We start from the raw sequence: 24,667 nt of genomic DNA, 5'->3' as shown, positions 1-24,667 counted from the left end.
GTTAACCCGCCTCGTTGGCTTCCACGACGGACCGGACCGGCTGGCGCAGGACGGTTTTCATCCTCTCCGGTGCCACGCGCCTGGGGTCGCTGAGGTAGATCTCGTGGTGGGGCCCGTTCCAGGTGAGGCCGAGGCCCGGCATGATCTCGTCGTGCAGGCGCGCCAGGGTGGGGGCCTCGTCGTCGTAGGTGCCCACGTGGAGGATCTGCAGCGACCTGCCCTCGCTCAGGGAGAGCTCCTTGAGAGCGGAGACGGGCAGCTCCGGCTTCTTGCGCGCCGCCTGCGCCAGCCCCTCGGCGATGTCCTGCGAGGAGACCGCCTCGGGCAGGGGGATCATCATGGTCCAGTCCCACTCCCCCTTGTCACCGGCGACGAAGGCCGCATTGTCGGCGCTCGTCCACAGTCCCTCCAGGGGGCCGACGACGAAGTCATCGCCGGTTCGTTTCTTCAGCACGGCGCGGATCGCGTAGGCGCCCGCGTAGAGCGCCTGGATCGCGGTGGCGTAGGCCGGTCAGGTGTTGGGGTCGCCATGGCCGTCGATGGCCAGGTAGGTCATGGCCGGTACGTCCACCTCCGTGAAGTCGGCCTTTCCCGGCAGGTACAGGTCCTTGCGGTCCTTCTTGATGTCAGTCCTCATCACTGTCTGCTTTCTTCAGAAGGGATCGGGTCCAGGCGAGATCCGCTTCCTGGCGCAGGATCTCGTAGTCGAAGATGGCCAGGGCGTGCTCCTCGTCGACCTGGGCACGCAGGGCGCGCAGCTCATCGAGCCTGCCGAGGAGTGCCTCGGCGCGACGCGCGAGGAGGGCCGCGAGCGCAGGATCGTCGAGCCGGCTATAGGCGTTGAGGGCCGGGAGCACTCCGGCGGAAGGCGGAGCCGGGGCGAGGACACGTTCACTGGCGGCCTGTTTCAGCTCGCGGCGCCCGGCCTCGGTGACGCGGAAGACGGTGCGCCGTCCCTGAGTGCCCTCGTCGGGCTCGAGGAGCCCCCGCTCCGACAGGCGCTTGAGGAGGTAGTAGATGGAGGAGAAGGCCAAGGAGGTCCACTGGCGGTAGCCGCGCTGCTCGATGACCCGATCGAGGTCGTAGCCATGGCGCGGCTGCTCGGCAAGGAGAGAGAGGACAACGATGTCGGCGTCGGAGGACATACCGATACTCTAGCGCTAGAGTAATGGTAAGCAAGTCGGTTACCGTGCTGATTCACCGGAGCGGCAAGGTCGAAGGACTCTCAGTTACGGGCAGACCGCGCGGGCGAGCTGACGGATCTGGGCCGGCCGGGTGCGGCAGCAGCCGCCGACGAGCCGAACCCCTTCAGCGATCCATGAGGGAGCCAGCTCCGGGATTCCAGCCCCGTCACCTGCGGACTGCCAGGTCTTGGTTGCCGGGTCGTAAAGATCGCCCGCATTGGGATAGGCCACCAGCGGCTTACGGGTAGCCGCACGCAGTACCGGCAGCGCGCGGGCGACAACGCCCGGGGCCACACAGTTGACGCCGACCGCGACGACTATCTCCTCCAACTCAGCCCAGGCCGCCGCCTCGTCCAGCGGCGTACCGTCAGCAAGAGTGGAGCCGTCGGGGCGCACCTGGAAGGAGACCCAGCACTGGGCCTGAGGGGCGAGGCCCGTGACCATGGAGGCGAGCGCCCGCGCTTCATCCAGACGCGGAAGCGTCTCCAGGGCGAATAGGTCGATCCCCTCCCCCGCCAGCACCTCGATGCGCGGCAGGTGAACCTCCTGGAAACCGGAGTCCTCAAGGATGTCGATGCCGTAGGCACCGGTGTACTCGCTGCCATCAGCCAGATAGGCCCCATACGGCCCGAGCCCTCCGGCGACGAGCACCGGCTCCTCGGGATGCTCTTTGCCGAACTGGCGGGCCGCCTCCTTGGCCAGGCGGGCGCCGGCTGCGATGACCCGCCTTGCTCCGGCGGCATCCTCCCCGGAACGGACCAGCGCCGGAAGCGTGGCCTGGTACGTGTTGGTGGTGATGACGCGAGCCCCCGCATCCAGATAGTCGGAGTGCACCTTGCGCACGACGTCGGGCGCCGTGGTGAGCGCACGCGCCGACCACAGCGCGTTGCGGGTGTCGACTCCGCGGGCGTCGAGCTCGGTCCCCATCGCTCCATCGAGGACGACCGGACCTCGGTCCAGTAGATCAGACAACCGGACCGGCTCTCGACCGAAGGCCGTGGCGGGTACCGAGGACGTTCGCATTGCGACACGGTATCGAATGGCTCGAGACGACACCGGTAGCGTCTCAGGCATGGACCCGGTTGCACATCACCGCGAGCCCGCCACCGCATCGGATACGTCACCCGCCCCTCCCCCTCGGCCCCACCACGACGGCCCCGAAGGTCGGGGAGACCATGACAGCCAGGGGCGTGTCACCGCGCTGGAACGCCGCATGAACCGACGTCACCTCATGATGATTAGCTTCGGCGGGGTCATCGGCACGGGACTGTTTCTCTCGACCGGCAACACGATCCACCAGGCCGGCCCCTTGGGGACCGTGCTGGCCTACTCCATCGGCGCAGTCATCGTCTACCTGGTCATGCAGTGCCTGGGAGAGCTGAGCGTTGCGATGCCCTTCACCGGCGCCTTCCATGTCTACGCCCGCCAGTACCTGGGGCCCGCCACGGGTTTCGTCACTGCCATCCTGTACTGGCTCACGTGGACGGTCGCTCTGGGAAGTGAGTTCACCGGCGCGGCGATCATCATGTACGGGTGGTTCCCGGGCGTTCCGGTATGGGTGTGGGCGGCCGCCTTCATCGTCCTGGTCCTTGTGCTCAACATGGTCTCGGTCCGGGTCTTCGCCGAGGCGGAGACTGTGCTGTCCGGGATCAAGGTGGTGGCCATCATCGTGTTCATCGCCCTGGGCACGGCCGCAATCGTCGGCCTGTTGCCCTACGAGGGGCACCGCTCGTTCCTGGGGCTGACGAATCTGTACCGGGACGGTCTCTTCCCCAACGGCTTCGGCGCGGTGTTCACCACGATCCTGGCCGTCAACTTCGCTTTCTCCGGCACCGAGCTCATCGGCATCACCGCTGGTGAGGTCGAGGATCCGGGCACCACTGTTCCGCGCGCGATCCAGGCGACCCTGGCCCGCCTGGCCATCTTCTTCATCGGCTCAATCATCGTCATCGCCGCCCTGATCCCGTGGGAGAAGGCCGGAGTCGAGGAGAGCCCCTTCGTGACGGTCCTGTCCAGAATCGGCGTGCCCTACGCCGGGACCCTCATGAACATCGTCATTCTGGCCGCGATCCTGTCGGCGGCGAACTCGGGGCTCTACGCCTCGACCCGCATGCTGTGGTCGCTGGCCAACGAGGGCACTCTGCCCAAGGTCCTGGCGCGCACTAATCGCTTCGGGGTGCCCGCCCTGGCGATGGGCCTGTCCATGGTCGGCGGGCTGGCCTCGCTGCTGACCTCGACCTATGCGGCCTCCACGGTCTACCTGGTCCTGGTGTCAGTCTCCGGTCTCGCCGTCGTCCTGGTCTGGGTGGTGATTGCCGCGTGCCACCTGTCCTTCCGACGGCGCTGGCTCGCTGAGGGCCGCAGCCTTGAGGACCTGGCCTACCGGGCTCCCGGGCATCCGTGGGTCTCGATCGCGGCGCTGGGGCTGTCCGTGGCTTCGTGCCTGCTCATCGTCTTCGACCCCGAGCAGAGGGCCGGCCTGGCGATCACCGCCGTCTTCCTCGTGGTCTGCTACGTGGGCTACTGGGGAGTCAACCGCCGCGTCAGTCTGTGAGCCGCTGGTGGTCCGGCGCCCGAGGGGCCTTAGCGGGTCTCGATGATCTGCTTGCCGAAGGGGAAGCAGGTGACGGGGATAAGCTTGATGTTGGCCACGGCCAGCGGGATCCCGATGATGGTGATGGCCTGCGCCACGGCGGTGGTGAGGTGGCCGATGGCCAGCCAGAGCCCGGCGACCAGGAACCAGATGATGTTGCTGATCCCGCTCATGGCGCCGGCCCCGGGGGCCGGAACCACCTCACGCCCGAAGGGCCACAGGACGTAGGCGGCGATACGGAAGGAGGCGACACCTGCTGGAATCGTGACGATGAGCAGGCAGGCGATCAGTCCGAAGAAGAGGTAGCTGAGGAAGAGCCAGAACCCGCCGAAGACGACCCAGATGATGTTGAGCAGCGTGCGCATGGCACCTATCTACCACATCCGGGGACCTCGGGACGCCCGCGCCCACGAGGTCACCAGAAGATGCGCTGAGCGATGGCGTCGGCGAAGTTGTCCAGCGCCTCCGGTGCCGCCCCGAGGTAGAGGCCCGCATCGATCAGCGAGACCTCCATGAGGTAGAAACCGCCCTGACCGTCCCCGACGACGTCGACACGGTTGAACAGGAGCTGGATGTCGCGGCCGGAGACCTCCTTAATCAGCGTGTGGATGGCCTTGCGCACCCGCTCACCCCAGAGCCACTCCTGCTCACTGGGCTCGCGCGCCGTGACGATCTCCTCGTGGATCTCGTCGGTGGACTTGAAGGAGGGGTGGAGCATCGGGGCCTTCTCCACCGCGTGGGACAGCACGCCGTTGAAGTAGACCAGGGAGACCTCGCCCTTACGGTCGACCTCCTCGAGGTAGCGCTGGACCATGACGGTGCGCCCGCGGCGCAGGTGGTGCATGGCGTCATTGATCGCGGCGGACCGGGAGGCGGCGTCGGTGGCGGTGTATCGCCCGGTGCCGCGCCCGCCCGAGGAGACGGCCGGCTTGACGACGAAGTCGCCATGGGCCGGGAAGCGGGTGTGAACCTGGTGCTTGGAGTATCCGGCCTCGGGCTCCAGCCACATCGTCGGGATCATGGGGACCCCCCACTCGCTGAGCCGGGTGAGGTAGTGCTTGTCCGAGTTCCAGGTGACGACGTCGGGGTGGTTGGCGAGCCTGGGCACCGACCGGGCCCACTGGAGGAACCGGGAGTAGTTGCCCTTGGTGGCGTAGTCGCGCACGCTGCGCAGCACGACCGTGCCGGACTGGCTCCAGTCGACGTCGGGGTCGTCCCATACGGCAACCCGCGGCTCGATGCCCCGCGCACGCAGGGCATCCGGCAGGCCACGGTCATCGTCATCAAGGTGAGGGAAGTCGGCGCAGGTCGCCAGCGTCACGATCGGGTCGCTCATGCGGCCCACGCTACCGCGCGCAGCACTGCGACGAGAGCCGCAGACATGTGACACTGAACCGTGCCCGCACCAGCGGACATGGCTACCTACTGGTCGGGGCGACCAGCAGGTCTCCGTTCCGCAACCTTTCGACACCCGCACGCTGCTCAGCCCGCGTGTGCGAGGGTGTCACAATGCCGAGGTGACTTCTCAATCCCGCAAGCCGCGCATCACCGCCGCGCAGCGCTACTGGGCATCCATGGCCGCCATCGTCGTCGTGACCATTCTTGCCGCGGGCCTGCTCGGAGGAACCGTCTCGATACTCACTGGCGCCCGCGCTGGCCGCAGCAGCATGTGGGGCGGCATGGTGGTCGCACTGGTCATGTTGGCGGGCTGGACCCTCGGCACCCGGGTGCGCGACCGCAAGAAGCTCGACCTGCCCTTGTGGCACCGTCTCACCGAGGAGCAGGCGGCCACGCTGAAGCAGTACCACCAGTGGTCTCGCACCGGCCGCATCGAGCAGGACGACGACGCCAAGCGCACTTCCGCCGGGCGGAGCGGCCATCGCCGCAGCGGGCGGACTGGCGCTGGCGCATCGAAGGCAGCGCCGTCGAGGGGGTCATCCTCGACCGGTGCGATGTCGAAACGCGACCGCGCCCGTGCCGCCGACGTGCGCCGTCGCAGGCAAGGCCGCGAGGGCCATTCATCGCACTGAACGGGGACACCGGGCAGCACGCAGCGGCAACTGCTTCTGTCCACCCAGCCCCACCACACCCTTGAGACTTGCCGCACAATCGCCTGGTTTCACAGATCCTGACTGGACGAAGCCCTCCTCCATCCGTAAAGTATTCCTCCGTCGCCCAGCGAGCCACGTCGAATGACATCGCTGTGGTGAAAGCACCGCTAGCTCAATTGGCAGAGCAGCTGACTCTTAATCAGCGGGTTCAGGGTTCAAGTCCCTGGCGGTGTACGAGTCTTCCAGCCCTCGGGGCCGGAAGAGCTGGTCACAACTGACCGAGCACCGCTAGCTCAATTGGCAGAGCAGCTGACTCTTAATCAGCGGGTTCAGGGTTCAAGTCCCTGGCGGTGTACCACGAAGGGCACGCGCTTCGCCCGGGATGATCCCGCAGGCATATCAGTAGGCGCGCCACGGAGGTTGAAGACAACCACCTCCGCACTGAGAAATTCTCAGGACTCCACCGTTTCATCGGTTCCTACGCCCTCGTGACCACTGTCTGCAGCGGCGCAACCGGCCGCTGCGCCAGGAGTCTTGACCCGCGCACGCCGGCTCGGCAGGTACGTCCCCGCTTCGGCACGTGCTGTGACCCCAGGCCCCTTCGGGCCGACGACGTTGAAGGAAGATGAGGAGATACGTATGACACGCAACATCCACACCATGACCGCCATGACGACTCCGGCCACCGGGCCGGAAGCCACTGACGCCCTGGCCGACGAGGCCGCTATCAGGGAGCTCTTCGCCGCCCGCGCGGAGCTCGCCTCTCTGGGGGCAACCGCCTCCCCCTCGCGCCTCGAGCGGGCGCTGGAGCGCCTGGAGGCGGCGCAGCAGGCCTCGCGGCGAATGCTCGCCCAGGCCGCCTGACCCGGAGGTCCCACCCGGAGCCGGGTCGGGGGTCCCGGGCGACTGACGTGCTGAACGTTTGCCAGATCACGAAAGTAAGTCCTCGAATTCACTGCCGCAGGCACCGGAGGCGATGCGAGGATGAGTGCATCTGTCCAGGAGCCCGAGGAGGACCCATGCCCCAGCTCGCCGCCGGTGATCGAGCCCCGGAGTTCGCCCTGCCCGACCAGAATGGCCGCACCGTGGCCCTTGGCGACCTTTGCGCCAGCACGGACAAGGGCGTCATCGTCTACTTCTACCCCAAGGCCTGCACTCCGGGATGCACCAAGGAGGCGTGCGACTTCAGGGACTCCTTGGAGGCGCTCGAGGCGGCCGGCTATGCCGTCGTCGGCATCTCCCCCGACCCGGAGAGCGCGCAGGCCAAGTTCTCCGACCGCCACGACCTGACCTTCCCCCTGCTGTCGGATGCCGACCACGCCGTCATGGAGGCCTGGGGCGTGTGGGGCGAGAAGAAGAACTACGGCAAGGTCTACACCGGTGTCATCCGCTCGACCGTGGTGGTGGGCCCCGACGGGACCGTGGCGCTGGCCCAGTACAACGTGCGAGCCACCGGTCATGTCAAGCGGCTGCGCGCCGCACTGGGCGTGGACTGAGTGGACTGATACGAGCACGGCAGCGGCCGCCGCATTCTGCTATCCGGGACCTGGGTCGGTAGAGTGGGCGCCGCACAGCGCGAGTGGCGGAATTGGTAGACGCCCCAGGTTTAGGTCCTGGTGCCTTCGGGCGTGAGGGTTCGAGTCCCTTCTCGCGTACCAACAAGCTCTTACCCGAACCCACCCCAGTCGAAACAGGCCGCGATACGGTTCCAGATGATGGACAACGCTCACCCACCAGGGTGGGCGTTGTTCGTGTTTCGGGTCTCGTGGGCTCATCGTCAGCGGTGGGCGGTGTGGCTGAGGCGCCAGGCTGAGCCAGGTGCTGCAGGTGGTGCGTGTGCGGCGGTGTGCAGGCTGGGGCTGGCCAGCTGGTCGAAGGGTGGGGTGAGTAGGGCGCTGAGGCGAGTGCCGAAGCCGGTATCGGCGAGGTGGACGGAGTGAGGAGTCAGGGTTGGCGTGTCAGCATCGGCAGCCCTCCCTCGCTGGCATCGCTGGCTCCTTCTTCTTCTCCAGCGCTGTGCTGCCCATCGTGTGCGCCTGCACCGTCTTAACGGCGGCGATGGACATGCGGGTGGAGAAGTTGGAGGGTGGGATAAGCGAGTAAGCCACAGGGAGTGTACCAGCGCAGGCACCTCGATCGCTCCGTTGGACACCTGCTCGCCAGCGTCTACTGCCCCGTCCTGCTGCGATAGTGCCGTTCTCCAGCGCGAAGAGAGACACGATAAGCCTCCTGCCGGCAATCAGCAGACACGCCAGCCCGTGAGCGCACTATGAGTGCCGTTGAGCCCAGGGCACGAATCGCATAGCAACGTGCACTTCGACCACATCAGATCACAATTCAGCCGCTAACAACCGACCAGGACGAGAGACGGTCACTGGCTGGTCGTGCAGCACTTTACTATCGCTTACGGCAACGCGGCCCCGTGCCTGTTGGAGGCATCTTCCAGCCCCTGTCCCCTGTGGCGACACCGGCGTCGCTCGGCGCTGCACTGCCGTATATCCCTCTCAATCCTGCGGTGGAGCCTCACATGAGCCTGACGCGCGAACTGAACAAGAAACAGTCTCCCTTCCGACAACTGGTGGAAGGTTGCGCCCCTGCCCTAGCCATAGCGGGTGGCAGGTCCCCGGAAGGCAAACGGATCGCTGAACGGCTTGGTTTCTACGATCTCGTCAAGGCACGCTCCCCTGCACCACTGCCGGATGGAGTGACCGACGCCCGGCGGCACTCACCAACTGTCGGCATGGCCTTCGACATCCGCACCAGGATGATGCTGGGCCAGTTCGAAGCACGCCGGAGCGCCTCGGCGATGGGCATGGACGTCTTCAACCATCTCCTCGCACCGATATTGCCGAACGGCCAGCACATATCAGACGTGCTTGGCGACGCCTTCCTCGAAGCCGAACGACTCACCAGAGACGGCGACGACGTCGACCAGGACTACGCCAGCATCATCTTCGCGTGGTGCGAGTCCCTCTACCGCGCCGGCATGCGGGCGATACGCAGTTCGCTGGGCAAACGCCTGTCAGCAGCACGGAACGTCGATGAGGTGTACGACTCGATCCCACCGCTCATGCTCGAAGACCTCGCTCGCCTGCGCATCGTCAACCAGCGCCAGATCAAGCACTGGCGCCTGCGCATGTACCAAGGGGCCTTCTTCATCTCGAACCCATCCTTCTCCGGCGACTTCTTAGTCGGCGGCGCCGACGGCGACTGGTTCATCGACGATACCCTTTTCGACTTCAAGGTCGTGGACAAGATCAGCGCACCATGGGTGCGGAAAGTCCTCATGCAGCTCCTGGGCTACCTCATCCTCGACCTCGACAACGACTACCACGCCAAACACATCGGCATCTGGTTACCACGCCAAGCGACCGTTAGAATCTGGGAGATAGAAGAAATTCTTGGTAGTAACGCGAGCAAGATACTATCTAAGTGTACTGATCGGGAGGGTTGGTTGAGGGGGTGTGATCTGAGTCTTTGAGGTGAGGAGAGCGCCTTGGGCTGGTTGAGTGGAGGTGTTGCAGTTCCCCATCAGCCAGACACGAAAGGTGCTCTCCTCATGTCCCACGCTAACGCAGCCCTGACCCCGCGTGCTCGTTTGAGGGTCGCCCGTCTGGTGGTTGAGGAGGGCTGGCCCGTCAGCGAGGTTGCTGCCCGGTTCCAGTGCTCATGGCCCACCGTCAAGCGCTGGGCCGACAGGTACAGGGCCGGCCAGCCCATGACCGACCGCTCCAGCCGCCCACGCTCGTGCCCTCACCGCACACCCAAGGCAGTGGTCAAACGGATCGTCTCGCTGCGCATGCGCCTGCGTGAGGGCCCCGTCCAGCTCGCTGCCCGCACCGGGGTCGCAGCCTCGACCGTCCACCGCATCCTGCGAGCCGCCCACCTCAACCGCCTGTCGTACACCGACCGGGCCACCGGTCAGGTCGTGCGCCGCTACGAGCACCCCTACCCCGGATCTCTTGTCCACGTCGACGTCAAGAAGATCGGCAACATCCCCGACGGTGGTGGATGGCGCTACGTCGGTGCGCGCCAGGGCGCGCGCAACCGCGCCTCCACCCCCGGCAAGGCCCGTAGCCAGGCCAGCCGCAGACCGGTGATGGGCTACGCCTGCGTGCACTCGGTGATTGATGACTACTCCCGCGTGGTCTACAGCGAGATCCACGACGATGAGAAGGCCGATACCGCCGTCGGAGTGCTCCAGCGCGCGGTGTCATGGTTCAGCGCCCGAGGAGTCAAGGTGGAGCGAGTCCTGTCCGACAACGGTTCTGCCTACCGTTCCCAGGCCTGGCAAGCCGCCTGTCAGCAGCTGGGCATCAAGGCCAAGCACACCCGCCCCTACCGCCCCCAGACCAACGGCAAGATCGAGCGCTTCCACCGCACCCTGGCCGACGGCTGGGCCTACGCCCGCCACTACACCTCCGAGACCCAACGCCGCCAGGCCCTACCCGCATGGCTGCACCTCTACAATCACCACCGACCCCACACCGCCACCCAAGGCCACCCACCCATCACCCGCCTAACCAACCTCCCCGATCAGTACATCTAAGGCACGACGTGATGTTCGGGGCACAATGAAACGAAAGATTGGGGCCATAACATAGATTAGGATCACAAAAGCGTAGCATTGAACCTCCAGCATATTGCAGATGTTTATCGCATCATTCTAACTACTTTGACCAGATGGCGCGACAAGACCAAAAGATCTCAGCTACATGGGATCTGAGATAGAGGAAATGTAGAATAAACTTAACCGACCAACAAGACGGCATACACACATTAAGGAATACGCCAATAATTCATAAGGCCCCGTCAACAACCGACTGCAGTATATAAATGTCGATATCTGTTCAACCACGCCATCGTTAGCAGATAATGCGAGTCCCTATCAGTTCGATCGCACTACATCTCGTTTTTCCTTCTTCCGGCAGCAGCATCTGTCATCAAATACGCTCTGAAAACTTCCTCTATGCAGCTCGAGTTTTCGCTGCTTGGAGCAGATGACCGCCAGCCCCGAACCTGTCGTCGCTGCGGTGCAGTTGGTGTGGACGGTGATCGCTGCGACGTCGACCTGCGCAGCGATCTGACTGACAGGCAGACCGTGCAGGCCAAGTCTGGAATCTGTTGCTTGTTCGCCACGCCGATCAAAGGACGGCAGGCCGTGATACGGGCACCGCGAACCGTTGCGGTCTCGCTTACCCACGCAGTAGACGCTACACTAGACCCACTCGATTCCGTAGCCGCATCACCTGCGATGAAGCACCCGCGAAAGAAGAGCCGAGACAGCCACTCTTTGGTTTAATGCTGCCCAGGTGTACAGATTTCAGTTCCCAGCACCAAGCGGGTCGCCAAACTCTGACAGAAGGCTCTGTCTTTTTCGTACGCTCCGACACCTGCCGCTCCCGCCGACCTGTTCCGAGGCATCGATGACAGAGAACTCCTTCAGTCAGGACTCCCCCACACTCGACGTCGTGCTGGCGCAGACGATCGCCAGGCACTTCCGAGGCGCCACGACCGAGACCATCGACGGTACCCAGACGGTCCGGCTGGGCGAGGGCCTGCCCGCCATCGAGTGCTTCATTGACGAGATTCAGGACCACGAGCCATACGGCGCGTTCCTCTTCCTTCAGATCAGTGGAGGCGCCTTCGGGGACCGACCGGTCCTGGTCACGGCCAGCGGCTACGGCTCCAGACAGTTGGAGTCGGTGGTCACCGCCGGATGCAACTGGGCTTGTGCCTTCGGCCCCGTCCTCCTGACCGGAATCGGCCGCCCGGACCTCATTGATTCTGATAATCCCAACGTCGAGCAGTTCAAGGCCACGGTGGGAGGCCGACGCTACCGGGTGGCCACCGGGCATCTCGACCGCAGCATGAACATGCCGATCGAGGAGGTGGAGGCCTACCGCCGGCGGCTGGGTGGCTCCCGCGCCCTGACCGACCGGGTACTCGCCAGTCCCTTGATTCCCGCCACTCGCTCCAATGAGGCGGTGGCACTGGGCTGTTATGCGGGCATTGGCCCCCACTCGATTACCGAGCTCAAGCTCGCCGGCGCCGACTGGCCCGCGGGACGCAGCGTCCTGGACGCGATCCCACCCGAGCCCGGTGGCCACCGCATGCTCCGGGAGTGGTCGGTACTCACGCCCTTGGAGCCCGCCCCGCCCCTGACCAGGGACGGGCTCCAGCACACCCTCAACCTCATCGCCGCGACCTCCCACGATCCCAGCAGCGAAGCCGGCTGGCTCGGCAGCAGCCACCACGGCATGAGGCTGGGGCCTCCGAACCTGCCTGCGGGGCTCTCGCTGCCGGAGGACCTGCGCTGGTTCCTCAGCACCATCGCGGGATCGGGCGCCGGCCCCGGCTATGGGCTGGACATCTACCCGGCCGATGACGGAGGCATCCACCTGGCCGACGCCGGTTGCGGCGCCGAGTGGCGCATGAGTCCCTACGACGGCAGCGTCTGGCTGGACTCACGGGCCTGCGACGATGGCTTCACCCGCGTGGCCCCGAGCTTCATCTCCTGGTACGAGGCCTGGCTCGACCACGCCATCCGCGGCGGCGGCTCCTTCGGGCGGTGGTCCTACCAGGTCGATGCCGCCTACAAGATGCTCGAGCAGAGCGCCGCCGAGTTCGGCGTCGATCGCCTCCCCGAGACTGTCACCCGGGTGAAGATCCAGACCCCGACCAAGGCCTTCGGCCCCTGCCACGCCTGCCAGCTCGTCTACTCCCGGTGCGGGGTACCGGCGTCGGTCTTCGTCACGGCCCCCTCCCCGGCTCCCTGAGTCACTCCTCGTGCTGGACGACCTCGAAGCCGAGGACCTCCACGCTCATGCCCCGGCGCTTGTCGTCCTCGTGCCCGCCGGCGGGCCGCGCCGCACTCCAGCGCTCGTAGTCCTCGCGCCGGTCCCAGCGGGTCACCACGAAGTAGCGGTCCTCTCCGACCAGCGGGCGCAGCAGCTCGAATCCCTGGAAGCCCTGCGAGGTGTCAACGCCTCGCTTCCGGGCGGCGAAGCGCTTCTCGATTTCGGCCTGGGCGCCCTCGGGGAAGGTCAGTGCGGTGATGTTGACATAGGTCATAGGTGCTCTCCTCTGTGTCTCCGTCGGCTCACGGCCGCGAGCAGATATCGCAACGAACGCTACCGCCTGACTACCGGTGCGGACTACAGACATGAAGCATCCCGCGGCGCTGAGCCGCCCCGAGACCGGATGGCCGCCGGGTAGCCTGAGCCCATGACAACTGTCCCCTTCACCCGCAAGGACGGCCGCGCCGTCGACGAGTTGCGTCCTGTGACTATGACCCGCCACTGGCTCGACCACGCCGAGGGATCGGTCCTGGTGACCTTCGGGCGCACCCGGGTCCTGTGCGCCGCCTCCTTCACCGAGGGCGTTCCACGCTGGCGCAAGGGCAGTGGCGAGGGCTGGGTGACCGCCGAGTACGCCATGCTCCCCCGGGCCGGCTCGGAGCGCTCCGGCCGGGAGTCCGTGCGGGGCAAGGTCGGTGGCCGCACCCACGAGATCTCTCGCCTCATCGGCCGCAGCCTGCGCGGCATCATCGACGTCGCCGCGCTGGGTGAGAACACGATCGCCCTGGACTGTGACGTGCTGCAGGCCGACGGCGGCACCCGCACCGCGGCGATCACCGGCGCCTACGTGGCCCTGGCCGACGCCGTCGCCTGGGGCACGCAGCGCGGCCTCATCAAGGCCCGTCCCGGCAAGCCGGTGCTGTCCGACTCCCTGTCGGCCATCTCGGTGGGGATCATCGACGGCGTTCCCTGCCTCGACCTGCCCTATGAGGAGGACGTGCGCGCCCAGACCGACATGAATGTCGTCCAGACCGGGGACGGGCGCTTCATCGAGGTTCAGGGCACCGCCGAGCACGCCCCCTTCGATCGCTCCGAGCTCGGAGAGCTGCTCGACCTGGCCGCCACCGGCAACAGCCGTCTGGCGGCGCTCCAGCGCCAGGCCCTGGCCGGCCCCAGCGGTGAGCCCTTCACCGTGTCCTCGGCGGACTCCTCGGCCCAGTCCACGCAGGCCTGAGCCGTGAGTACCTCGTCAGACGCCGACGGCGCCGCCCCGCTCACGAACCGGGTCCAGGTGCCCGCCGGAGCCTGCCTCGTCCTGGCCACCCACAACGCCGGCAAGCTGGCCGAGCTGCGGCAGATCCTGATGCCGCTCGTGCCCGGGCTGGTGCCCGAATCCGTGATCTCGGCCGCATCGCTCCAGGCGCCTGAGCCGGTGGAGGACGGTCTGTCCTTCGCCGACAACGCCCTGCTCAAGGCCCGCGCCCTGGCCCGGGCCACGGGCCTGCCCGCGGTCGCCGATGACTCGGGCCTGTGCGTCGACGTCCTGGGCGGGGCTCCGGGGATCTTCTCGGCGCGCTGGAGCGGCCGGCACGGGGACGACACCGCGAACCTTCAGCTGCTCCTGGACCAGCTGGGCGACGTCGCCGACCCGCACCGCGGCGCCTGCTTCACCTGCGCGGCGGTCCTGGTCCAGCCGGCCTCCGGTGGGCAGGCGGAGCAGGTCTCCACCATCGAGCGCTCCATGGAGGGGCGCCTGCTCCACGCTCCTCAGGGCGAGGGGGGCTTCGGCTACGACCCGATCTTCGTGCCCGTCCAGGAGGATGAGCCGGGCGGTCGGGGCCGCACCACCGCCCAGATGACGCCTGAGGAGAAGCACGCCATCTCCCACCGGGGACAGGCCTTCCGCGCCCTGGCGCCAGTCCTGGCCGAGGTTCTGGCCGGCTGAGCCCGCGAGGGCGCCATCAGTGAAGTGCCGTCAGTAGTGTGTCACCACGGTGGTACCGATCTCGGACCACTGCCAGATCGCCTGAGCGTCCGGCACCGGGATGTTGATGCAGCCGTGCGAGGACTCATCTGTCCCGATACCGAACTCCTTGACCCAGGGGGCGCCGTGGAGGGCGTAGCTGTCGTGCCAGTAGCTCACCCACGGGACCCCTCGTTCGCAGTAGGGCCACTCGGGGTGCAGCCCATGTCCTGCGCCTGGTAGCGCAGGTAGATCTTGTAGGTGCCGGTGACGGTCTCGTGCCCGACACCGCCGTGGTTGATGAGGATCGGCCCGTAGACGACTTTCTGCCCCTCGTAGGCGGTCAGCGTTGAGTCGGTGAGGTTGACATCGACCCACTTCTCCCCCGCCTTGGCCTGGTAGGCGAAGCGCTCCGGCCCGTTGGGCACCACCCGGTTCTCGCTGGAGTGGGGCACCTCGTCCCAGCTGATCTGCTGACTGACGCTCCGGCCCTGGCCGAGGCCCTGGACGAGCGCCGTCGTCACCGGCTCGATGTTGCCGGCCTTCCTCCCGGCCTTGCCCGGGCGGGCGAGCTGGAGCACCGTGCCGGCTGAGTCGACGTCGTTGATGGCGTTGACCGGTGTGCGCTCCTCCGGCGTGCTCAGTGAGGTCACCCAGGACCTGACTCTCTCCTGGGAGACCGTCGGCACGATGCGGCCCTCCTTGACGGGGAAGTCGATCCATGAGGCCTTCTGAGCCTTGGAGGCGGCGTGCGCTGAGCCGTCGACCGTCACCTGGAGCTCGGCGTCCAGCAGCGCGGTTGCCGATTGTGCGACCGTACTCGCCTCCTGGGCGCTCACCGTGGGCTCGGTCCGGCGGATCGACACCGGCGCGGTATGGTTCTTCGCCAGCTCGCGTGCGGCGACGTCGAGCGCCGCATCAACATCAGCGGGGTCGATGTCGTTGCCGGCTCGTCCCGGTGAGGTGGTGAAGCCGCCGCTGCCCTCGTTCCAGGTCAGGGCCGGCTCGACGACGTGGTCACGCAACGTGCTGCTCAGTTGCGACACCAGCGCGGCGCGGGCCTCCTGGTTGACCACGTACCGCACCGCCACTTGCCGTGTCCCCACAATGCCGTGCAGGTGGGTCACCAGTGACCCCGCCCCGGACACGGCTGCCTCCACGGTGGCTCGGGCATCGACCTGGGCGATCTGGGTGAGCGGAACCGTGGTGGGAGTTCCGTCGACGGTCAGCGTCAGTGACGCCGACGCGGCCCGCTGAAGCACGAGCGCGGTCAGGGTCGACCGGTCCATTCCGGTCACGTCCTGGCCCATGAGGATGGTTCCGCGCGGAGCCCGCCCCTCGTGCCTGTGGAGATAGACGACCGATCCGCCCACCGTTCCTCCCAAAATGAGGCAGACGGCGATCAGGACGCCGACCCACCGAAGCGGTCGACGTCGACTGGCGCAGTGGTGCATGGCGCCAAGGTACGAATGGCGGGGTTGTCATTCAATAAAGACAAGCGACCTGATATAGGAACCAGTCCGGGCCGACCACCGCCGGGCTAGGTGCCCTCCCTCTCCTGCTCGGCGAGGCGCCGCGCCACGGGCTTGGGGGTCAGGGAGTCGTGGGCGCGCACGTAGCCGTAGAGCCATCTCCATCCGCCCAGGAACACCAGGAGGAAGGCCCCGGTCATCACCGCCCAGGAGGCCATGGCGGACACGTCGTCGAATGCGGATGCCACCTGGCGCAACGCGGTCCAGACCACCCAGCTGACCCCCACGACGATGAGCCCCTCGGGCAGCGCCATCTCCAGGTGATCGGGGCGGGAGCGTCGCACGAGCCAGGTCACGCCCCAGGCGACGAGGAGGGCCGCCCCCGCCTGCCACAGGGAGGCGGGAACCTCCCCCAGGCTGCGGGTGGAGGCGGCACCGAACAGGGCCACGAGGGCCGCCGCCGCCAGGTCGGCGGGAACCACCAGCCACCAGCGAGTCCGTCTCCCCCGAGTCCAGGGGCAGTCCACCCCGTCGGGAAGAGCCGGAGTGAAGGAGACCGTTCTGCGCGGGGCGGGGCGATCGTGCCCGTCAGCGCTCACAGCTCCCAGACGGCGTCCGCCGTCGCCGCCTCCAACGGGCCGGAGTAGACGGCTGCGGCCTCCTTGAGGGGCACGGCCGGATCCGTCCAGGGCTGGATGTGGGTGAGGACCAGGTGCCCCGCGCCGGCCTGGGCGGCGAGCTCGCCGGCGCGACGCCCCGTCATGTGCATGCCGCCCACGGTGTCGCGGCCCTCGACGAAGGCCGCCTCGGCCAGGAGGAGGTCCACTCCTTGAGCCATGTCGCTCATCGTCTGGCAGATGTCCGTGTCCCCAGTGAAGGCCAGGCTGACCCGACGGGAGGGGTCCTCCTCGCTGGGGCCCTCGATCCGGTAGCCGTAGGCCTCCACGGGGTGGAGCGCCTCGAAGGGGGAGATCACCAGGGGGCCCACGCTGTAGGACCTACCGGGCACGGCGGTGACGAAGCCGAACTCCGTGGCGTAGCGCTCACTGGGCGGGACGCCGTCAACCCCCTGGAGACGCTCCAGCAGCTCCGAGGGACCCAGGCAGGCCACCGGCCCGAGCGCCCCGGTGGGCAGCCAGCGCCGGTAGACGTGCATGCCCACCAGGTCCACCATGTGATCGGCGTGGCAGTGGGAGATCGCAATGGCGTCGAGCTCGGCGGGATCGAGGTGACGCAGCAGCTGGCCCATCGACCCCGGCCCGAGGTCCAGCACGATCGAATAGGTGCGCACCGCGCCGTCGGCGTCGACTCCGTCGGCCTGCACCAGGTAGGAGGAGGCCGAGGACTGGGGGCCCGACATGGAGCCGGAGCAGCCGATAATCGTGAGTCTCATGCAGATCCTTGGTGGGAGGTGGGAGGTGAGGGAGGGTGGGGCAGCCCGGCAGGGGCGCCGGCTGCCCCAGGGGCGAAGGCGACATGCTCAACGGCGGTGACCTCGGGGCCCAGGAAGCGCCGGGCCAGGACGGAGAATGCCTCCGGGTCGCCGGTGGAGGCGAAGTCATGGCGCGGTTCAGGAGCCTCCGGCCCGCGCAGAAGGTTCTTGCCGGCCAGCGCCCGGTAGACGTCCTTGGCGGTCTCGTCCGAGGAGGTCACCAGGGTCACGTCCCGCCCCATGACATAGGAGATCGGCCCCACCAGCAACGGGTAGTGGGTGCAGCCGAGGATGAGGGTGTCCACACCGGCGGCCTTGATGGGGGCCAAATACTCCTCGGCGACGTCGAGCACCTCGGGGCCGGTGGTCACCCCCCGCTCGGCCAGCTCGACGAAACGCGGGCACGCCTGAGAGACGAGCTCGACGCCGGGAACGGCCTGGAGGGCGTCGTCGTAGGCGCGCGAGTCGACCGTCCCGCGGGTGGCGATCAGCCCCACCTTGCCGTTGCGGGTCACTCGGGCCGCGGTACGCGCCGCCGGGTGGATGACCTCGATGACCGGGACGCCCCGCCCCAGGGTGTAGCGCTCCCGCGCATCGTGCAGGACGGCCGCCGAGGCGGTGTTGCAGGCGATGACGAGCAGCTTGACCCCGCGGTCCACGAGCTCGTCCATGATGCTCAGAGCCAGCGACCGGACCTCGGCGATGTCCCTGGGGCCGTAGGGACTGTTCGCGGTGTCCCCGATGTAGAGCACCTGCTCATGGGGCAGCTGGTCGAGGACAGAACGGGCGACGGTGAGGCCACCGACCCCAGAGTCGAACATCCCGATCGGAGCATCATTCACACCGCGAGACTATGCGGGCCCTGTGCCCCCGAACAGCGCGGATACCAGTGATTCCTGCCACCAGGTGACCATGTCGTAGACGAGCGCCGTCCCCCGGTACCACTGCTCGCGAGAGGTCTCCTCCTCGGGGGCCTCCTGGAAGGCGGCTGCGTGAACGCGCTCGGCGTCCTGAGCCGACTCGATGCCCAGACGCTGGGCCAGCACGAGCCGGATGTCATTGCTCGCCCCCAGCCAGTCGGACTCCTGGCCCGGGGCCACGAGCACCGTTCCCTCAGGGCCCGACGGCGCCCGCAGCTCGACGGCCAGGCGCGCCAGGCGGTCGACCTTGTCACCCCGCAGGCGCGCACGAGTCAGGCTGCTGACCTCCATCGAGGTGATGGGATCCTCCGAGGCCTGCGGGAGCAGGACAGCGATAACGGGGTCCGCGCTCGGGCGACCGGGGTGAACGTGGTTGGTCGGCGGATCGGGGTCGAAGTCCAGGGCCTCCAGGACCTTACGATCCCGCTCGCTCTCCCCCGGGCGCACCGGGTCGGGGGGCGACGGCGAGGAGGTCTCGGACTGGCCGACCCCCTGGGGAGCATCCGCTTGGAGAAGGGCCCTCACCTCCAGGGCCAGCCTGGCCAGGAGCTCGCGCTCCCAGTCGTCAAGGCCGCAGGCCAGCCCCTCGGGGACGCGGCGGAAGGCTCGCATCAGCGACCTCCTGAAGAGTCGTCCGCACCGGCGTCGTCACCCACGGGCTCGATGGTGGCGCGCAGGCCGTATCCGTGCATCGCCGTGACATCGACCTCCATGCGCTCTCGGGCTCCCTGGGAGACCACGGCGCGGCCGGTGGTGTGCACCTGCATCATCCGGGCCTCGGCCACAGGCAGCGAGAAACCGAAGTAGGAGTGGAACACCCAGGTCACATAGCTCATCGTGTTGACCGGGTCGTCGTGAACCACGGTGCACCACAGGCGCTGAGCACGGACGCGCGACTCCTCCAGGATCTCCGGTTCCGCAACGGGCAACGAGGTGCTCATACCACCAGGGTAGCGGTGAACCGCGATAGGTTGTTCCCGTGAACAGCTACGCGCCCTCTGCCGATTCCGCCGCCGCCTCCATGGACGTGTCCACGGCCTCAACCTCCCTGCTGACCGACATGTACGAGCTCACGATGCTGCAAGGAGCACTGGCGTCGGGGGCCGCCTCACGGCGCAGCGTCTTTGAGCTCTTCGGCCGCAGCCTCCCCGGGTCACGCCGCTTCGGTGTGGTGGCGGGCACTGGTCGGCTGCTGGACGCCATCGAGGCCTTCACGTTCACCCCCGTCCAGATCGACTTCCTGCACCGCACCGGGGTCGTCAACGACGAGACCCTGGACTTCCTGCGCGACTACCGCTTCTCCGGGACGATCCGCGGCTACGCCGAGGGCGAGTGCTACTTCGCCGGCTCCCCGCTGCTGACCGTGGAGGGCACCTTCGCCGAGGCCTGCATCCTGGAGACCCTGGCCCTGTCGATCTACAACTACGACTGCGCCGTCGCCGCAGCCGCCTCCCGCATGACCATCGCCGCCCACGGGCGCCCCTGCGTGGACTTCGGGGCACGCCGGGCCCACGAGCAGGCAGCCGTCGCCGCGGCCAGGGCCTCGGTCGTCGGCGGTTTCGTGGGAACGAGCAACCTGGAGGCGGGGCTCCTCTACGGCATTCCCACCGTGGGGACCTCGGCCCACTCCTTCACCCTCCTGCACGACACCGAGGAGGAGGCCTTCGCGGCGCAGGTGGCCAGCCTCGGACCGAGCACCACGATCCTGGTGGACACCTACGACATCGCCACCGGCGTGGAGCGGGCGGTCAAGGCGGCCCGTGCCGCGGGCGGTGAGCTCGGGGCGGTGCGTCTGGACTCTGGCGACCTGGTGGCTGAGGCCTTCAAGGTGCGCGCCCAGCTCGACGCCCTGGGGGCGACCTCGACGAGGATCACCGTCACCAACGACCTCGATGAGCACGCCATCGCGGCACTGGGGGCGGCCCCCGTGGACTCCTACGGTGTGGGCACCAAGCTCGTGACGGGCTCGGGGCGCCCGACTGCGGCGCTCGTCTACAAGCTGGTGGAGCGCGAGGGCGCCGACGGCACCATGGAGGAGGTCGCCAAGTTCTCCTCGGGCGGCAAGTCAACCGTGGGTGGCCGCAAGTGGGCCGGCCGCATCCTCAGCTCCGAGGGCACGGCCGCCGAGGAGCTGGTGGTCGCCTCCAGCTCGCAGGATGAGGGGATGACGGCGTTGAGCCAGGCCGGTGCCCGGCCGCTTCAGGTGGTCCTGGTCGATGAGGGCCGGATCATCGAGGAGCACCGCGGCAAGGAGGCCTTGAGCACCGCGGCGGAACGGCACCGGGCGTCGCGCGCCGAGCTCCCCTACGACGCCTGGCGTCTGAGCGACGGCGAGTCGGCGCTGCCGACCCGTCACATCGACCTCGACGGGCGAGGCGCCACCCGACGCTGACCGGCGGCCAGGGGCGCATCCCGCCCCTGGCCGGCGCTCCTTGTCAGCGTTATCGGCGTTATCAGCGTTGTCGGCATTGTGTCGTCAGCCTTAACAACTGTGCTGTCTCCTCACTTCTGAGACATGTGAGTGTCATGACTTCTGAGACACTCGCTCGGGCAGGAACCCGGGGCGGGCCGGTGGTCCAGGAGGCGAGGGTGGCTGAGGGGCGAGGCATGACGGGGCGTGGGTGTCCACGGTGCTGACATCACAGGCGCACCGACGCCGCACACCGAAGAAGAACCGCAGGATTCCAACGATCCCCGCTGGGCGCTTCAACGCCAGGCTCGTCAATGTCAGCACTGTGGACACCAGGCCGCGCAGGAGCGAGAGCCCGTGGTTCGTACGGCACGGCCCGGCGCCTCCGTCACAGATCCGCCCCACCGTCCCCTGACCACCGCCTGCGCAGGGACCTGAAGGCTATGACTCGACGCCGGCGCCTCGTTGAGCAGGCCTGCTCCACGAGGGTCGGGATCCACTGACCAAGGGTTGTGCATACTGCACGAAGGCCCCACCTACCCGAAGTACCCCCCACCCTCCTCCAGTAGCACCCCACCCTCGTGCACTGCATCCAGACGACGGCAACCACCACAGAGACCGGGACAGCCCCTCCGACAGGCCGAAACAGCATCTCTCCCATCTGGCAGACGCACCCCACCGGTGTCTTGAGATGTCATGACATCCGAAACTCTCAGAAGCCACGAGACAACACAGTCGGCCCTATCAGCACTGTCAGCGCTTGCCGACGAACCAGCGCCGCAGGGTCTGGATGCGCTTCTCGATCTCCTCGGTGGAGGCGGCCGCGACCTCCGGCCCCCCGCACACGCGCCTGAGCTCGTTGTGGACGACGCCGTGGGGCTGGCTCGAGCGGCGGGCCCAGGCGGCCACCAGCTGGGAGAGCTCCTTACGGGCCGCTGCCCGCCGCCGGGCGTCGTCGACCCCTGAGTTCTTCCGCCTCTGCGCCTCAGCGGCGGCCTGCTTCTTCTGGGAGGCGATCTGCTTGTCCTGGCGCTGGCGCAACAGGGCGGTCACCTGCTCGGGCTCCAGCAGACCGGGCAGCCCCAGGTACTCCTGCTCCTCGATACTGCCCACCATGGCACCGGTGCCGAACTCGCCGCCGTCGAAGAGCACCCGGTCGAACTCGGCCTGGCTGTCCATGGCCTCGAAGCCCGGCAGCAGCTCGGCCGAGGCGTTCTCAGTCTTGTTGGCCTCGGCGAGGAGCCGGTCCTCGGGGCTGAACAGGGAGTCCTCCTGCACCGCCGAGTCGGGGCGGCTCAGGACATGGTCACGGGCCACCTCCATCTCCCCGGCCAGGGCCAGCAGCGGCGTGACCGAGGGAAGGAACACCGATGCGGTCTCCCCCCTCGCCCGCGAGCGCACGAAGCGCCCCACGGCCTGGGCGAAGAACAGCGGGGTGGAGGTGGAGGTGGCGTAGACGCCCACGGCCAGGCGGGGCACGTCCACTCCCTCGGAGACCATGCGCACGGCCACCAGCCAGCGGTCGGTGGAGGCGGAGAAGGCCTCGATGCGGCTGGAGGCGCCGTTGTCGTCGGAAAGGACCACGGTGGGGGCCTCGCCGGTGATGGCGCGCAGCTGCTTGGCGTAGGCGCGGGCCTTGGCCTGGTCGGAGGCGATGACGAGGGCTCCGGCGTCGGGCACCTGGCGGCGCACCTCGGTCAGGCGCTGGTCGGCGGCGGCCAGGACCGCGGGGATCCACTCCCCCGCCGGGTCGAGCGCGGTGCGCCAGGCCTGGGACTCCAGGTCCTTGGTGAGGGGCTCGCCCAGGCGCGCCGCGACCTCGTCGCCGGCCTTGGTGCGCCACCGCATCTGCCCCGAGTAGGACATGAACATCACCGGGCGCACGACTCCGTCGCGCAGCGCGTCGGAGTAGCCGTAGGAGTAGTCCGCCTGGGAGCGCTTCGCCCCGGAGGCGTCCTCCTTGTAGCGCACGAAGGGGATCGGGGAGGTATCGGAGCGGAAGGGCGTTCCGGTCAGAGCCAGTCGCCTCCGTGCCGGGGTGAAGGCCTCCCGGATCGCGTCACCCCAGCTCAGGGCGTCTCCCCCGTGGTGGATCTCGTCGAGGATGACCAGGGTGCGGGCCTGGTCGGTGCGGGCGCGGTGCAGGTTGGCGTTGGCAGCCACCTGGGCGTAGGTCAGGGCGACGCCGTCGAAGCGTGACCCGAGTGCTCCCTGGGAGTTGGAGTAGGAGGGGTCGATATGGATACCGACGCGGGCAGCGGCCTCGGCCCACTGGTACTTGAGGTGCTCAGTGGGGCAGACGATCGTCACCTTGTGGACGTCTCCGGAGCTGAGCAGCTCGGTGGCCACTCGCAGCGCGAAGGTCGTCTTGCCGGCCCCAGGGGTGGCCACCGCCAGGAAGTCCTGGGGCATCGTCTCCAGGTACTGCCCGAGCGCAGCGGCCTGCCAGGCGCGCAGTGAACCTGCTGTCCCCCAGGCGGCGCGGCGCGGGTAGGCCGGGGAGAGGTTCTGGGCTGCCGACGTCGAGGCTCGCGTCGGGGTGGGATGGGTCGCCTGGCCGCCGCGGGCGGCGTTCACCGACCGCCTCGCCCGAACGGGAAGCGGGGGAAGCGAGGCCCCTTGCCGTCGCCGGAGCCCTCCCCGTTGCGCATCTCCTCGTAGATGGACTTGCAGGTGGGGCACACCGGGTACTTCGACGGGTCGCGCCCGGGCGTCCACACCTTGCCGCACAGGGCGACGACGGGACGCCCGGTGACAGCGGCCGCGGCGATCTTGTCCTTGCGGACGTAGTGGGCGAAGCGGTCGGCGTCGCCGTCGTCGGTCGACTGGAGCTCCTCGCGCTCCAGGACAGCCGTACCGACGCCCTGGGTGGGCTCGGCGGCCGGGTCTGTCGGGGCTCCGGGCGATCCGGGATCGGCACTGGCGAGGACGTCTGTCATGCCGCCCAGTGTAGGTCGGACAGCGCGTACCGGCAGTCGCCCGCCCCGCCCCTGTGGGCAGGCTCTCCCTTGAGGAGAGCCTGCGCCGTCGTCAGTGCGTCGAGGTGAGCCGGCTGGCGGCGGCGGGATCGACCAGCACGAGGGCGTCGTCGTGACGCTGCATGACGGTCGCCGGCCACTGGGTGCTGACCTCCCCCTCGACGAGCTGGGCGATGGCCTCGGCCTTGCCCTCGCCGGTGGCGATGAGGACCAGTTTGCGGGCCTCCATGATGGTGGCCAGCCCCTGGGTGATGCACTGGGTGGGCACGGCCTCGACGTCGCCGCCGAAGAAGCGGGCGTTGTCCCGGCGGGTCTGCTCGTGGAGCTCGCCCAGGTGCGTGCGCGAGTCGAGGGCGCCACCGGGCTCGTTGAACCCGATGTGCCCGTCGGAGCCGATGCCGAGGATCTGCAGGTCGCAGTACCCGGCCGCAGCCATCTGCGCCTCGTAGTCCCGGCAGGCGGCCTCGAGGTCCTCGCTCAGTGCGTCCGGGCCGTGGAGGGCGCCGGGGCGCATGTCGACGCGGGAGCGCAGGTTGGTCTCCATGAAGGTGGCGTAGCGCTCCGGGTGGCCTGCGGGCAGGCCGACGTACTCGTCGAGCATGAATCCAGTGACCTCGGCGAAGCTGAGGCGTCCAGCGGCGCAGCGAGCAGTGAGCTCGTCGTACAGGGGCAGGGGCGAGGAGCCCGTCGCGGTTCCCAGCACGGCTGCTGGTTTGTCCTTGAGCAGCGCCTCGATCTCGTCGGCCGCCCGCTGCGCGATCGCCTGCGCGGAATCCAGAATGACAAGCTGCACGGTGATGTCCTCTCTGACACAACAACTGGTGGTATGGGGTGTACGGATCTCTGAGAGCCGCTCACTGAGTG

27 protein-coding genes, 3 tRNA genes and 1 pseudogene are annotated in these 24,667 nt (G+C 67.9%); 13 read left to right on the top strand and 18 right to left on the bottom strand.

Features of this window, described 5'->3' with window-relative positions; genetic code table 11:
* Position 1: 1 nt before the first annotated feature.
* The 3 genes and pseudogenes from JJJ14_RS04510 to mmuM all read right to left on the bottom strand — a co-directional run bounded on the left by JJJ14_RS04510 (position 2) and on the right by mmuM (position 2,207).
* Positions 2-637, bottom strand: a pseudogene (locus tag JJJ14_RS04510) (GyrI-like domain-containing protein).
* Complete coding sequence (locus JJJ14_RS04505; protein ID WP_201444790.1) at positions 627-1,145, bottom strand: PadR family transcriptional regulator; 519 nt, start codon at positions 1,143-1,145, stop codon at positions 627-629. Before JJJ14_RS04505 ends, JJJ14_RS04510 begins: the two are co-directional and overlap by 11 nt.
* An 84-nt stretch (positions 1,146-1,229) precedes the next feature.
* Positions 1,230-2,207: a homocysteine S-methyltransferase gene (gene mmuM, locus JJJ14_RS04500; protein ID WP_201444789.1), complete on the bottom strand. Its 978-nt coding sequence runs from the start codon at positions 2,205-2,207 to the stop codon at positions 1,230-1,232.
* A 190-nt stretch (positions 2,208-2,397) separates the two neighbouring features.
* On the opposite strand from mmuM, the gene JJJ14_RS04495 reads away from it, so the two are divergent.
* Positions 2,398-3,738 carry an amino acid permease gene (locus JJJ14_RS04495; RefSeq protein WP_201444788.1) on the top strand — a complete coding sequence of 447 codons (1,341 nt, stop codon included), beginning with the start codon at positions 2,398-2,400 and terminating at the stop codon, positions 3,736-3,738.
* Positions 3,739-3,767: 29 nt separating this feature from the next.
* Here JJJ14_RS04495 and JJJ14_RS04490 read toward each other — a convergent pair whose 3' ends face one another.
* Together JJJ14_RS04490 and JJJ14_RS04485 are read right to left on the bottom strand one after the other, a co-directional pair.
* Entirely contained in the window at positions 3,768-4,142 is a 375-nt protein-coding gene (locus JJJ14_RS04490; RefSeq protein ID WP_004565258.1) for a YccF domain-containing protein, read from the bottom strand.
* Positions 4,143-4,192: 50 nt separating this feature from the next.
* The gene (locus JJJ14_RS04485; protein WP_004565259.1) at positions 4,193-5,113 is read right to left on the bottom strand and encodes an ATP-grasp domain-containing protein; all 921 of its coding nucleotides are present in this window, start codon (positions 5,111-5,113) and stop codon (positions 4,193-4,195) included.
* Positions 5,114-5,294: 181 nt separating this feature from the next.
* Between JJJ14_RS04485 and JJJ14_RS04480 the strand changes: the two genes are divergently transcribed.
* The 6 genes from JJJ14_RS04480 (at position 5,295) to JJJ14_RS04455 (ending at position 7,486) form a co-directional block, all read left to right on the top strand.
* Positions 5,295-5,807: a hypothetical protein gene (locus JJJ14_RS04480; protein WP_075378778.1), complete on the top strand. Its 513-nt coding sequence runs from the start codon at positions 5,295-5,297 to the stop codon at positions 5,805-5,807.
* 182 nt (positions 5,808-5,989) lie between these two features.
* A tRNA-Lys gene (locus JJJ14_RS04475) sits at positions 5,990-6,062 on the top strand.
* A gap of 48 nt (positions 6,063-6,110) precedes the next feature.
* A tRNA-Lys gene (locus tag JJJ14_RS04470) sits at positions 6,111-6,186 on the top strand.
* 281 nt (positions 6,187-6,467) lie between these two features.
* The gene (locus tag JJJ14_RS04465) at positions 6,468-6,692 is read left to right on the top strand and encodes a hypothetical protein (RefSeq protein ID WP_201444787.1); all 225 of its coding nucleotides are present in this window, start codon (positions 6,468-6,470) and stop codon (positions 6,690-6,692) included.
* A gap of 155 nt (positions 6,693-6,847) precedes the next feature.
* Positions 6,848-7,324 (top strand): thioredoxin-dependent thiol peroxidase, encoded by a 477-nt coding sequence (gene bcp, locus JJJ14_RS04460; protein ID WP_201444786.1) that lies wholly within the window; start codon positions 6,848-6,850, stop codon positions 7,322-7,324.
* A gap of 77 nt (positions 7,325-7,401) precedes the next feature.
* Positions 7,402-7,486, top strand: a tRNA-Leu gene (locus JJJ14_RS04455).
* Between the two features lie 300 nt (positions 7,487-7,786).
* Here the strand turns inward: JJJ14_RS04455 and JJJ14_RS04450 are convergent.
* A complete protein-coding gene (locus JJJ14_RS04450; protein WP_201444785.1) occupies positions 7,787-7,936 on the bottom strand; it encodes a hypothetical protein in 150 nt (49 codons plus the stop codon).
* 419 nt (positions 7,937-8,355) lie between these two features.
* Between JJJ14_RS04450 and JJJ14_RS04445 the strand changes: the two genes are divergently transcribed.
* Positions 8,356-9,309: a hypothetical protein gene (locus tag JJJ14_RS04445; RefSeq protein ID WP_201444784.1), complete on the top strand. Its 954-nt coding sequence runs from the start codon at positions 8,356-8,358 to the stop codon at positions 9,307-9,309.
* A gap of 78 nt (positions 9,310-9,387) precedes the next feature.
* Positions 9,388-10,377: an IS481 family transposase gene (locus JJJ14_RS04440; RefSeq protein ID WP_201444447.1), complete on the top strand. Its 990-nt coding sequence runs from the start codon at positions 9,388-9,390 to the stop codon at positions 10,375-10,377.
* Positions 10,378-10,716: 339 nt separating this feature from the next.
* On the opposite strand, the gene JJJ14_RS04435 is transcribed toward JJJ14_RS04440, so the two are convergent.
* On the bottom strand, positions 10,717-11,031 hold the full coding sequence (locus JJJ14_RS04435) for a hypothetical protein (protein ID WP_144033407.1): 315 nt from the start codon (positions 11,029-11,031) through the stop codon (positions 10,717-10,719).
* A 223-nt stretch (positions 11,032-11,254) separates the two neighbouring features.
* Here JJJ14_RS04435 and JJJ14_RS04430 point away from each other — a divergent pair, with 223 nt between their 5' ends.
* The gene (locus JJJ14_RS04430) at positions 11,255-12,607 is read left to right on the top strand and encodes an SMI1/KNR4 family protein (protein ID WP_101558439.1); all 1,353 of its coding nucleotides are present in this window, start codon (positions 11,255-11,257) and stop codon (positions 12,605-12,607) included.
* Between the two features lies 1 nt (position 12,608).
* On the opposite strand, the gene JJJ14_RS04425 is transcribed toward JJJ14_RS04430, so the two are convergent.
* The gene (locus JJJ14_RS04425; protein WP_004565265.1) at positions 12,609-12,902 is read right to left on the bottom strand and encodes an antibiotic biosynthesis monooxygenase family protein; all 294 of its coding nucleotides are present in this window, start codon (positions 12,900-12,902) and stop codon (positions 12,609-12,611) included.
* A gap of 153 nt (positions 12,903-13,055) precedes the next feature.
* Here JJJ14_RS04425 and rph point away from each other — a divergent pair, with 153 nt between their 5' ends.
* Positions 13,056-13,862, top strand: a complete 807-nt coding sequence (rph, locus tag JJJ14_RS04420; protein ID WP_101558440.1) for a ribonuclease PH — start codon at positions 13,056-13,058, stop codon at positions 13,860-13,862.
* A gap of 3 nt (positions 13,863-13,865) precedes the next feature.
* A complete protein-coding gene (rdgB, locus tag JJJ14_RS04415; protein ID WP_201444783.1) occupies positions 13,866-14,573 on the top strand; it encodes an RdgB/HAM1 family non-canonical purine NTP pyrophosphatase in 708 nt (235 codons plus the stop codon).
* A gap of 30 nt (positions 14,574-14,603) precedes the next feature.
* Here rdgB and JJJ14_RS12605 read toward each other — a convergent pair whose 3' ends face one another.
* The 7 genes from JJJ14_RS12605 to clpS all read right to left on the bottom strand — a co-directional run bounded on the left by JJJ14_RS12605 (position 14,604) and on the right by clpS (position 19,356).
* Positions 14,604-14,771, bottom strand: coding sequence for a L,D-transpeptidase (locus JJJ14_RS12605; RefSeq protein WP_236592912.1), 168 nt, complete (start codon positions 14,769-14,771; stop codon positions 14,604-14,606).
* Positions 14,768-15,964, bottom strand: a complete 1,197-nt coding sequence (locus JJJ14_RS04410) for a L,D-transpeptidase (RefSeq protein ID WP_236592911.1) — start codon at positions 15,962-15,964, stop codon at positions 14,768-14,770. Before JJJ14_RS04410 ends, JJJ14_RS12605 begins: the two co-directional genes overlap by 4 nt.
* Before the next feature lie 167 nt (positions 15,965-16,131).
* Positions 16,132-16,662, bottom strand: coding sequence for a DUF3054 domain-containing protein (locus JJJ14_RS04405; protein WP_236592910.1), 531 nt, complete (start codon positions 16,660-16,662; stop codon positions 16,132-16,134).
* Positions 16,659-17,456 carry an MBL fold metallo-hydrolase gene (locus JJJ14_RS04400; RefSeq protein WP_101558444.1) on the bottom strand — a complete coding sequence of 266 codons (798 nt, stop codon included), beginning with the start codon at positions 17,454-17,456 and terminating at the stop codon, positions 16,659-16,661. Before JJJ14_RS04400 ends, JJJ14_RS04405 begins: the two co-directional genes overlap by 4 nt.
* Complete coding sequence (murI, locus tag JJJ14_RS04395) at positions 17,453-18,316, bottom strand: glutamate racemase (protein ID WP_219350726.1); 864 nt, start codon at positions 18,314-18,316, stop codon at positions 17,453-17,455. The genes JJJ14_RS04400 and murI overlap by 4 nt, the downstream gene beginning before the upstream one ends.
* Before the next feature lie 30 nt (positions 18,317-18,346).
* The gene (locus tag JJJ14_RS04390) at positions 18,347-19,027 is read right to left on the bottom strand and encodes a DUF2017 family protein (RefSeq protein WP_201444782.1); all 681 of its coding nucleotides are present in this window, start codon (positions 19,025-19,027) and stop codon (positions 18,347-18,349) included.
* Complete coding sequence (gene clpS / locus JJJ14_RS04385) at positions 19,027-19,356, bottom strand: ATP-dependent Clp protease adapter ClpS (protein ID WP_180806172.1); 330 nt, start codon at positions 19,354-19,356, stop codon at positions 19,027-19,029. Before clpS ends, JJJ14_RS04390 begins: the two co-directional genes overlap by 1 nt.
* Positions 19,357-19,436: 80 nt before the next feature.
* On the opposite strand from clpS, the gene JJJ14_RS04380 reads away from it, so the two are divergent.
* On the top strand, positions 19,437-20,807 hold the full coding sequence (locus JJJ14_RS04380) for a nicotinate phosphoribosyltransferase (protein WP_201445072.1): 1,371 nt from the start codon (positions 19,437-19,439) through the stop codon (positions 20,805-20,807).
* A 771-nt stretch (positions 20,808-21,578) separates the two neighbouring features.
* On the opposite strand, the gene JJJ14_RS04375 is transcribed toward JJJ14_RS04380, so the two are convergent.
* The 3 genes from JJJ14_RS04375 to nagB form a co-directional block, all read right to left on the bottom strand.
* The gene (locus tag JJJ14_RS04375; protein WP_201444781.1) at positions 21,579-23,402 is read right to left on the bottom strand and encodes a DEAD/DEAH box helicase; all 1,824 of its coding nucleotides are present in this window, start codon (positions 23,400-23,402) and stop codon (positions 21,579-21,581) included.
* On the bottom strand, positions 23,399-23,764 hold the full coding sequence (locus tag JJJ14_RS04370; RefSeq protein WP_004565276.1) for a DUF3039 domain-containing protein: 366 nt from the start codon (positions 23,762-23,764) through the stop codon (positions 23,399-23,401). The genes JJJ14_RS04375 and JJJ14_RS04370 overlap by 4 nt, the downstream gene beginning before the upstream one ends.
* Positions 23,765-23,855: 91 nt before the next feature.
* On the bottom strand, positions 23,856-24,596 hold the full coding sequence (gene nagB, locus JJJ14_RS04365; protein WP_009747490.1) for a glucosamine-6-phosphate deaminase: 741 nt from the start codon (positions 24,594-24,596) through the stop codon (positions 23,856-23,858).
* Positions 24,597-24,667 lie beyond the last annotated feature (71 nt).

This window comes from Actinomyces sp. HMT 175 (genome assembly GCF_016694895.1).
GTDB lineage: Bacteria > Actinomycetota > Actinomycetes > Actinomycetales > Actinomycetaceae > Actinomyces > Actinomyces oris.
The sequence above is the reverse complement of the archived record's forward strand: the minus strand, read 5'-3'. Positions and strand labels throughout refer to the sequence as shown.

Coding starts and splice junctions, on each gene's coding strand:
- JJJ14_RS04505 (WP_201444790.1), bottom strand. CDS start 1,145: ATGTCCTCCGACGCCGACATCGTTGTCCTCTCTCTCCTTGCCGAGCAG.
- mmuM (WP_201444789.1), bottom strand. CDS start 2,207: ATGCGAACGTCCTCGGTACCCGCCACGGCCTTCGGTCGAGAGCCGGTC.
- JJJ14_RS04495 (WP_201444788.1), top strand. CDS start 2,398: ATGAACCGACGTCACCTCATGATGATTAGCTTCGGCGGGGTCATCGGC.
- JJJ14_RS04490 (WP_004565258.1), bottom strand. CDS start 4,142: ATGCGCACGCTGCTCAACATCATCTGGGTCGTCTTCGGCGGGTTCTGG.
- JJJ14_RS04485 (WP_004565259.1), bottom strand. CDS start 5,113: ATGAGCGACCCGATCGTGACGCTGGCGACCTGCGCCGACTTCCCTCAC.
- JJJ14_RS04465 (WP_201444787.1), top strand. CDS start 6,468: ATGACACGCAACATCCACACCATGACCGCCATGACGACTCCGGCCACC.
- bcp (WP_201444786.1), top strand. CDS start 6,848: ATGCCCCAGCTCGCCGCCGGTGATCGAGCCCCGGAGTTCGCCCTGCCC.
- JJJ14_RS04445 (WP_201444784.1), top strand. CDS start 8,356: ATGAGCCTGACGCGCGAACTGAACAAGAAACAGTCTCCCTTCCGACAA.
- JJJ14_RS04440 (WP_201444447.1), top strand. CDS start 9,388: ATGTCCCACGCTAACGCAGCCCTGACCCCGCGTGCTCGTTTGAGGGTC.
- JJJ14_RS04430 (WP_101558439.1), top strand. CDS start 11,255: ATGACAGAGAACTCCTTCAGTCAGGACTCCCCCACACTCGACGTCGTG.
- JJJ14_RS04425 (WP_004565265.1), bottom strand. CDS start 12,902: ATGACCTATGTCAACATCACCGCACTGACCTTCCCCGAGGGCGCCCAG.
- rph (WP_101558440.1), top strand. CDS start 13,056: ATGACAACTGTCCCCTTCACCCGCAAGGACGGCCGCGCCGTCGACGAG.
- JJJ14_RS04400 (WP_101558444.1), bottom strand. CDS start 17,456: ATGAGACTCACGATTATCGGCTGCTCCGGCTCCATGTCGGGCCCCCAG.
- murI (WP_219350726.1), bottom strand. CDS start 18,316: ATGTTCGACTCTGGGGTCGGTGGCCTCACCGTCGCCCGTTCTGTCCTC.
- JJJ14_RS04390 (WP_201444782.1), bottom strand. CDS start 19,027: ATGCGAGCCTTCCGCCGCGTCCCCGAGGGGCTGGCCTGCGGCCTTGAC.
- clpS (WP_180806172.1), bottom strand. CDS start 19,356: ATGAGCACCTCGTTGCCCGTTGCGGAACCGGAGATCCTGGAGGAGTCG.
- JJJ14_RS04380 (WP_201445072.1), top strand. CDS start 19,437: ATGGACGTGTCCACGGCCTCAACCTCCCTGCTGACCGACATGTACGAG.
- JJJ14_RS04370 (WP_004565276.1), bottom strand. CDS start 23,764: ATGACAGACGTCCTCGCCAGTGCCGATCCCGGATCGCCCGGAGCCCCG.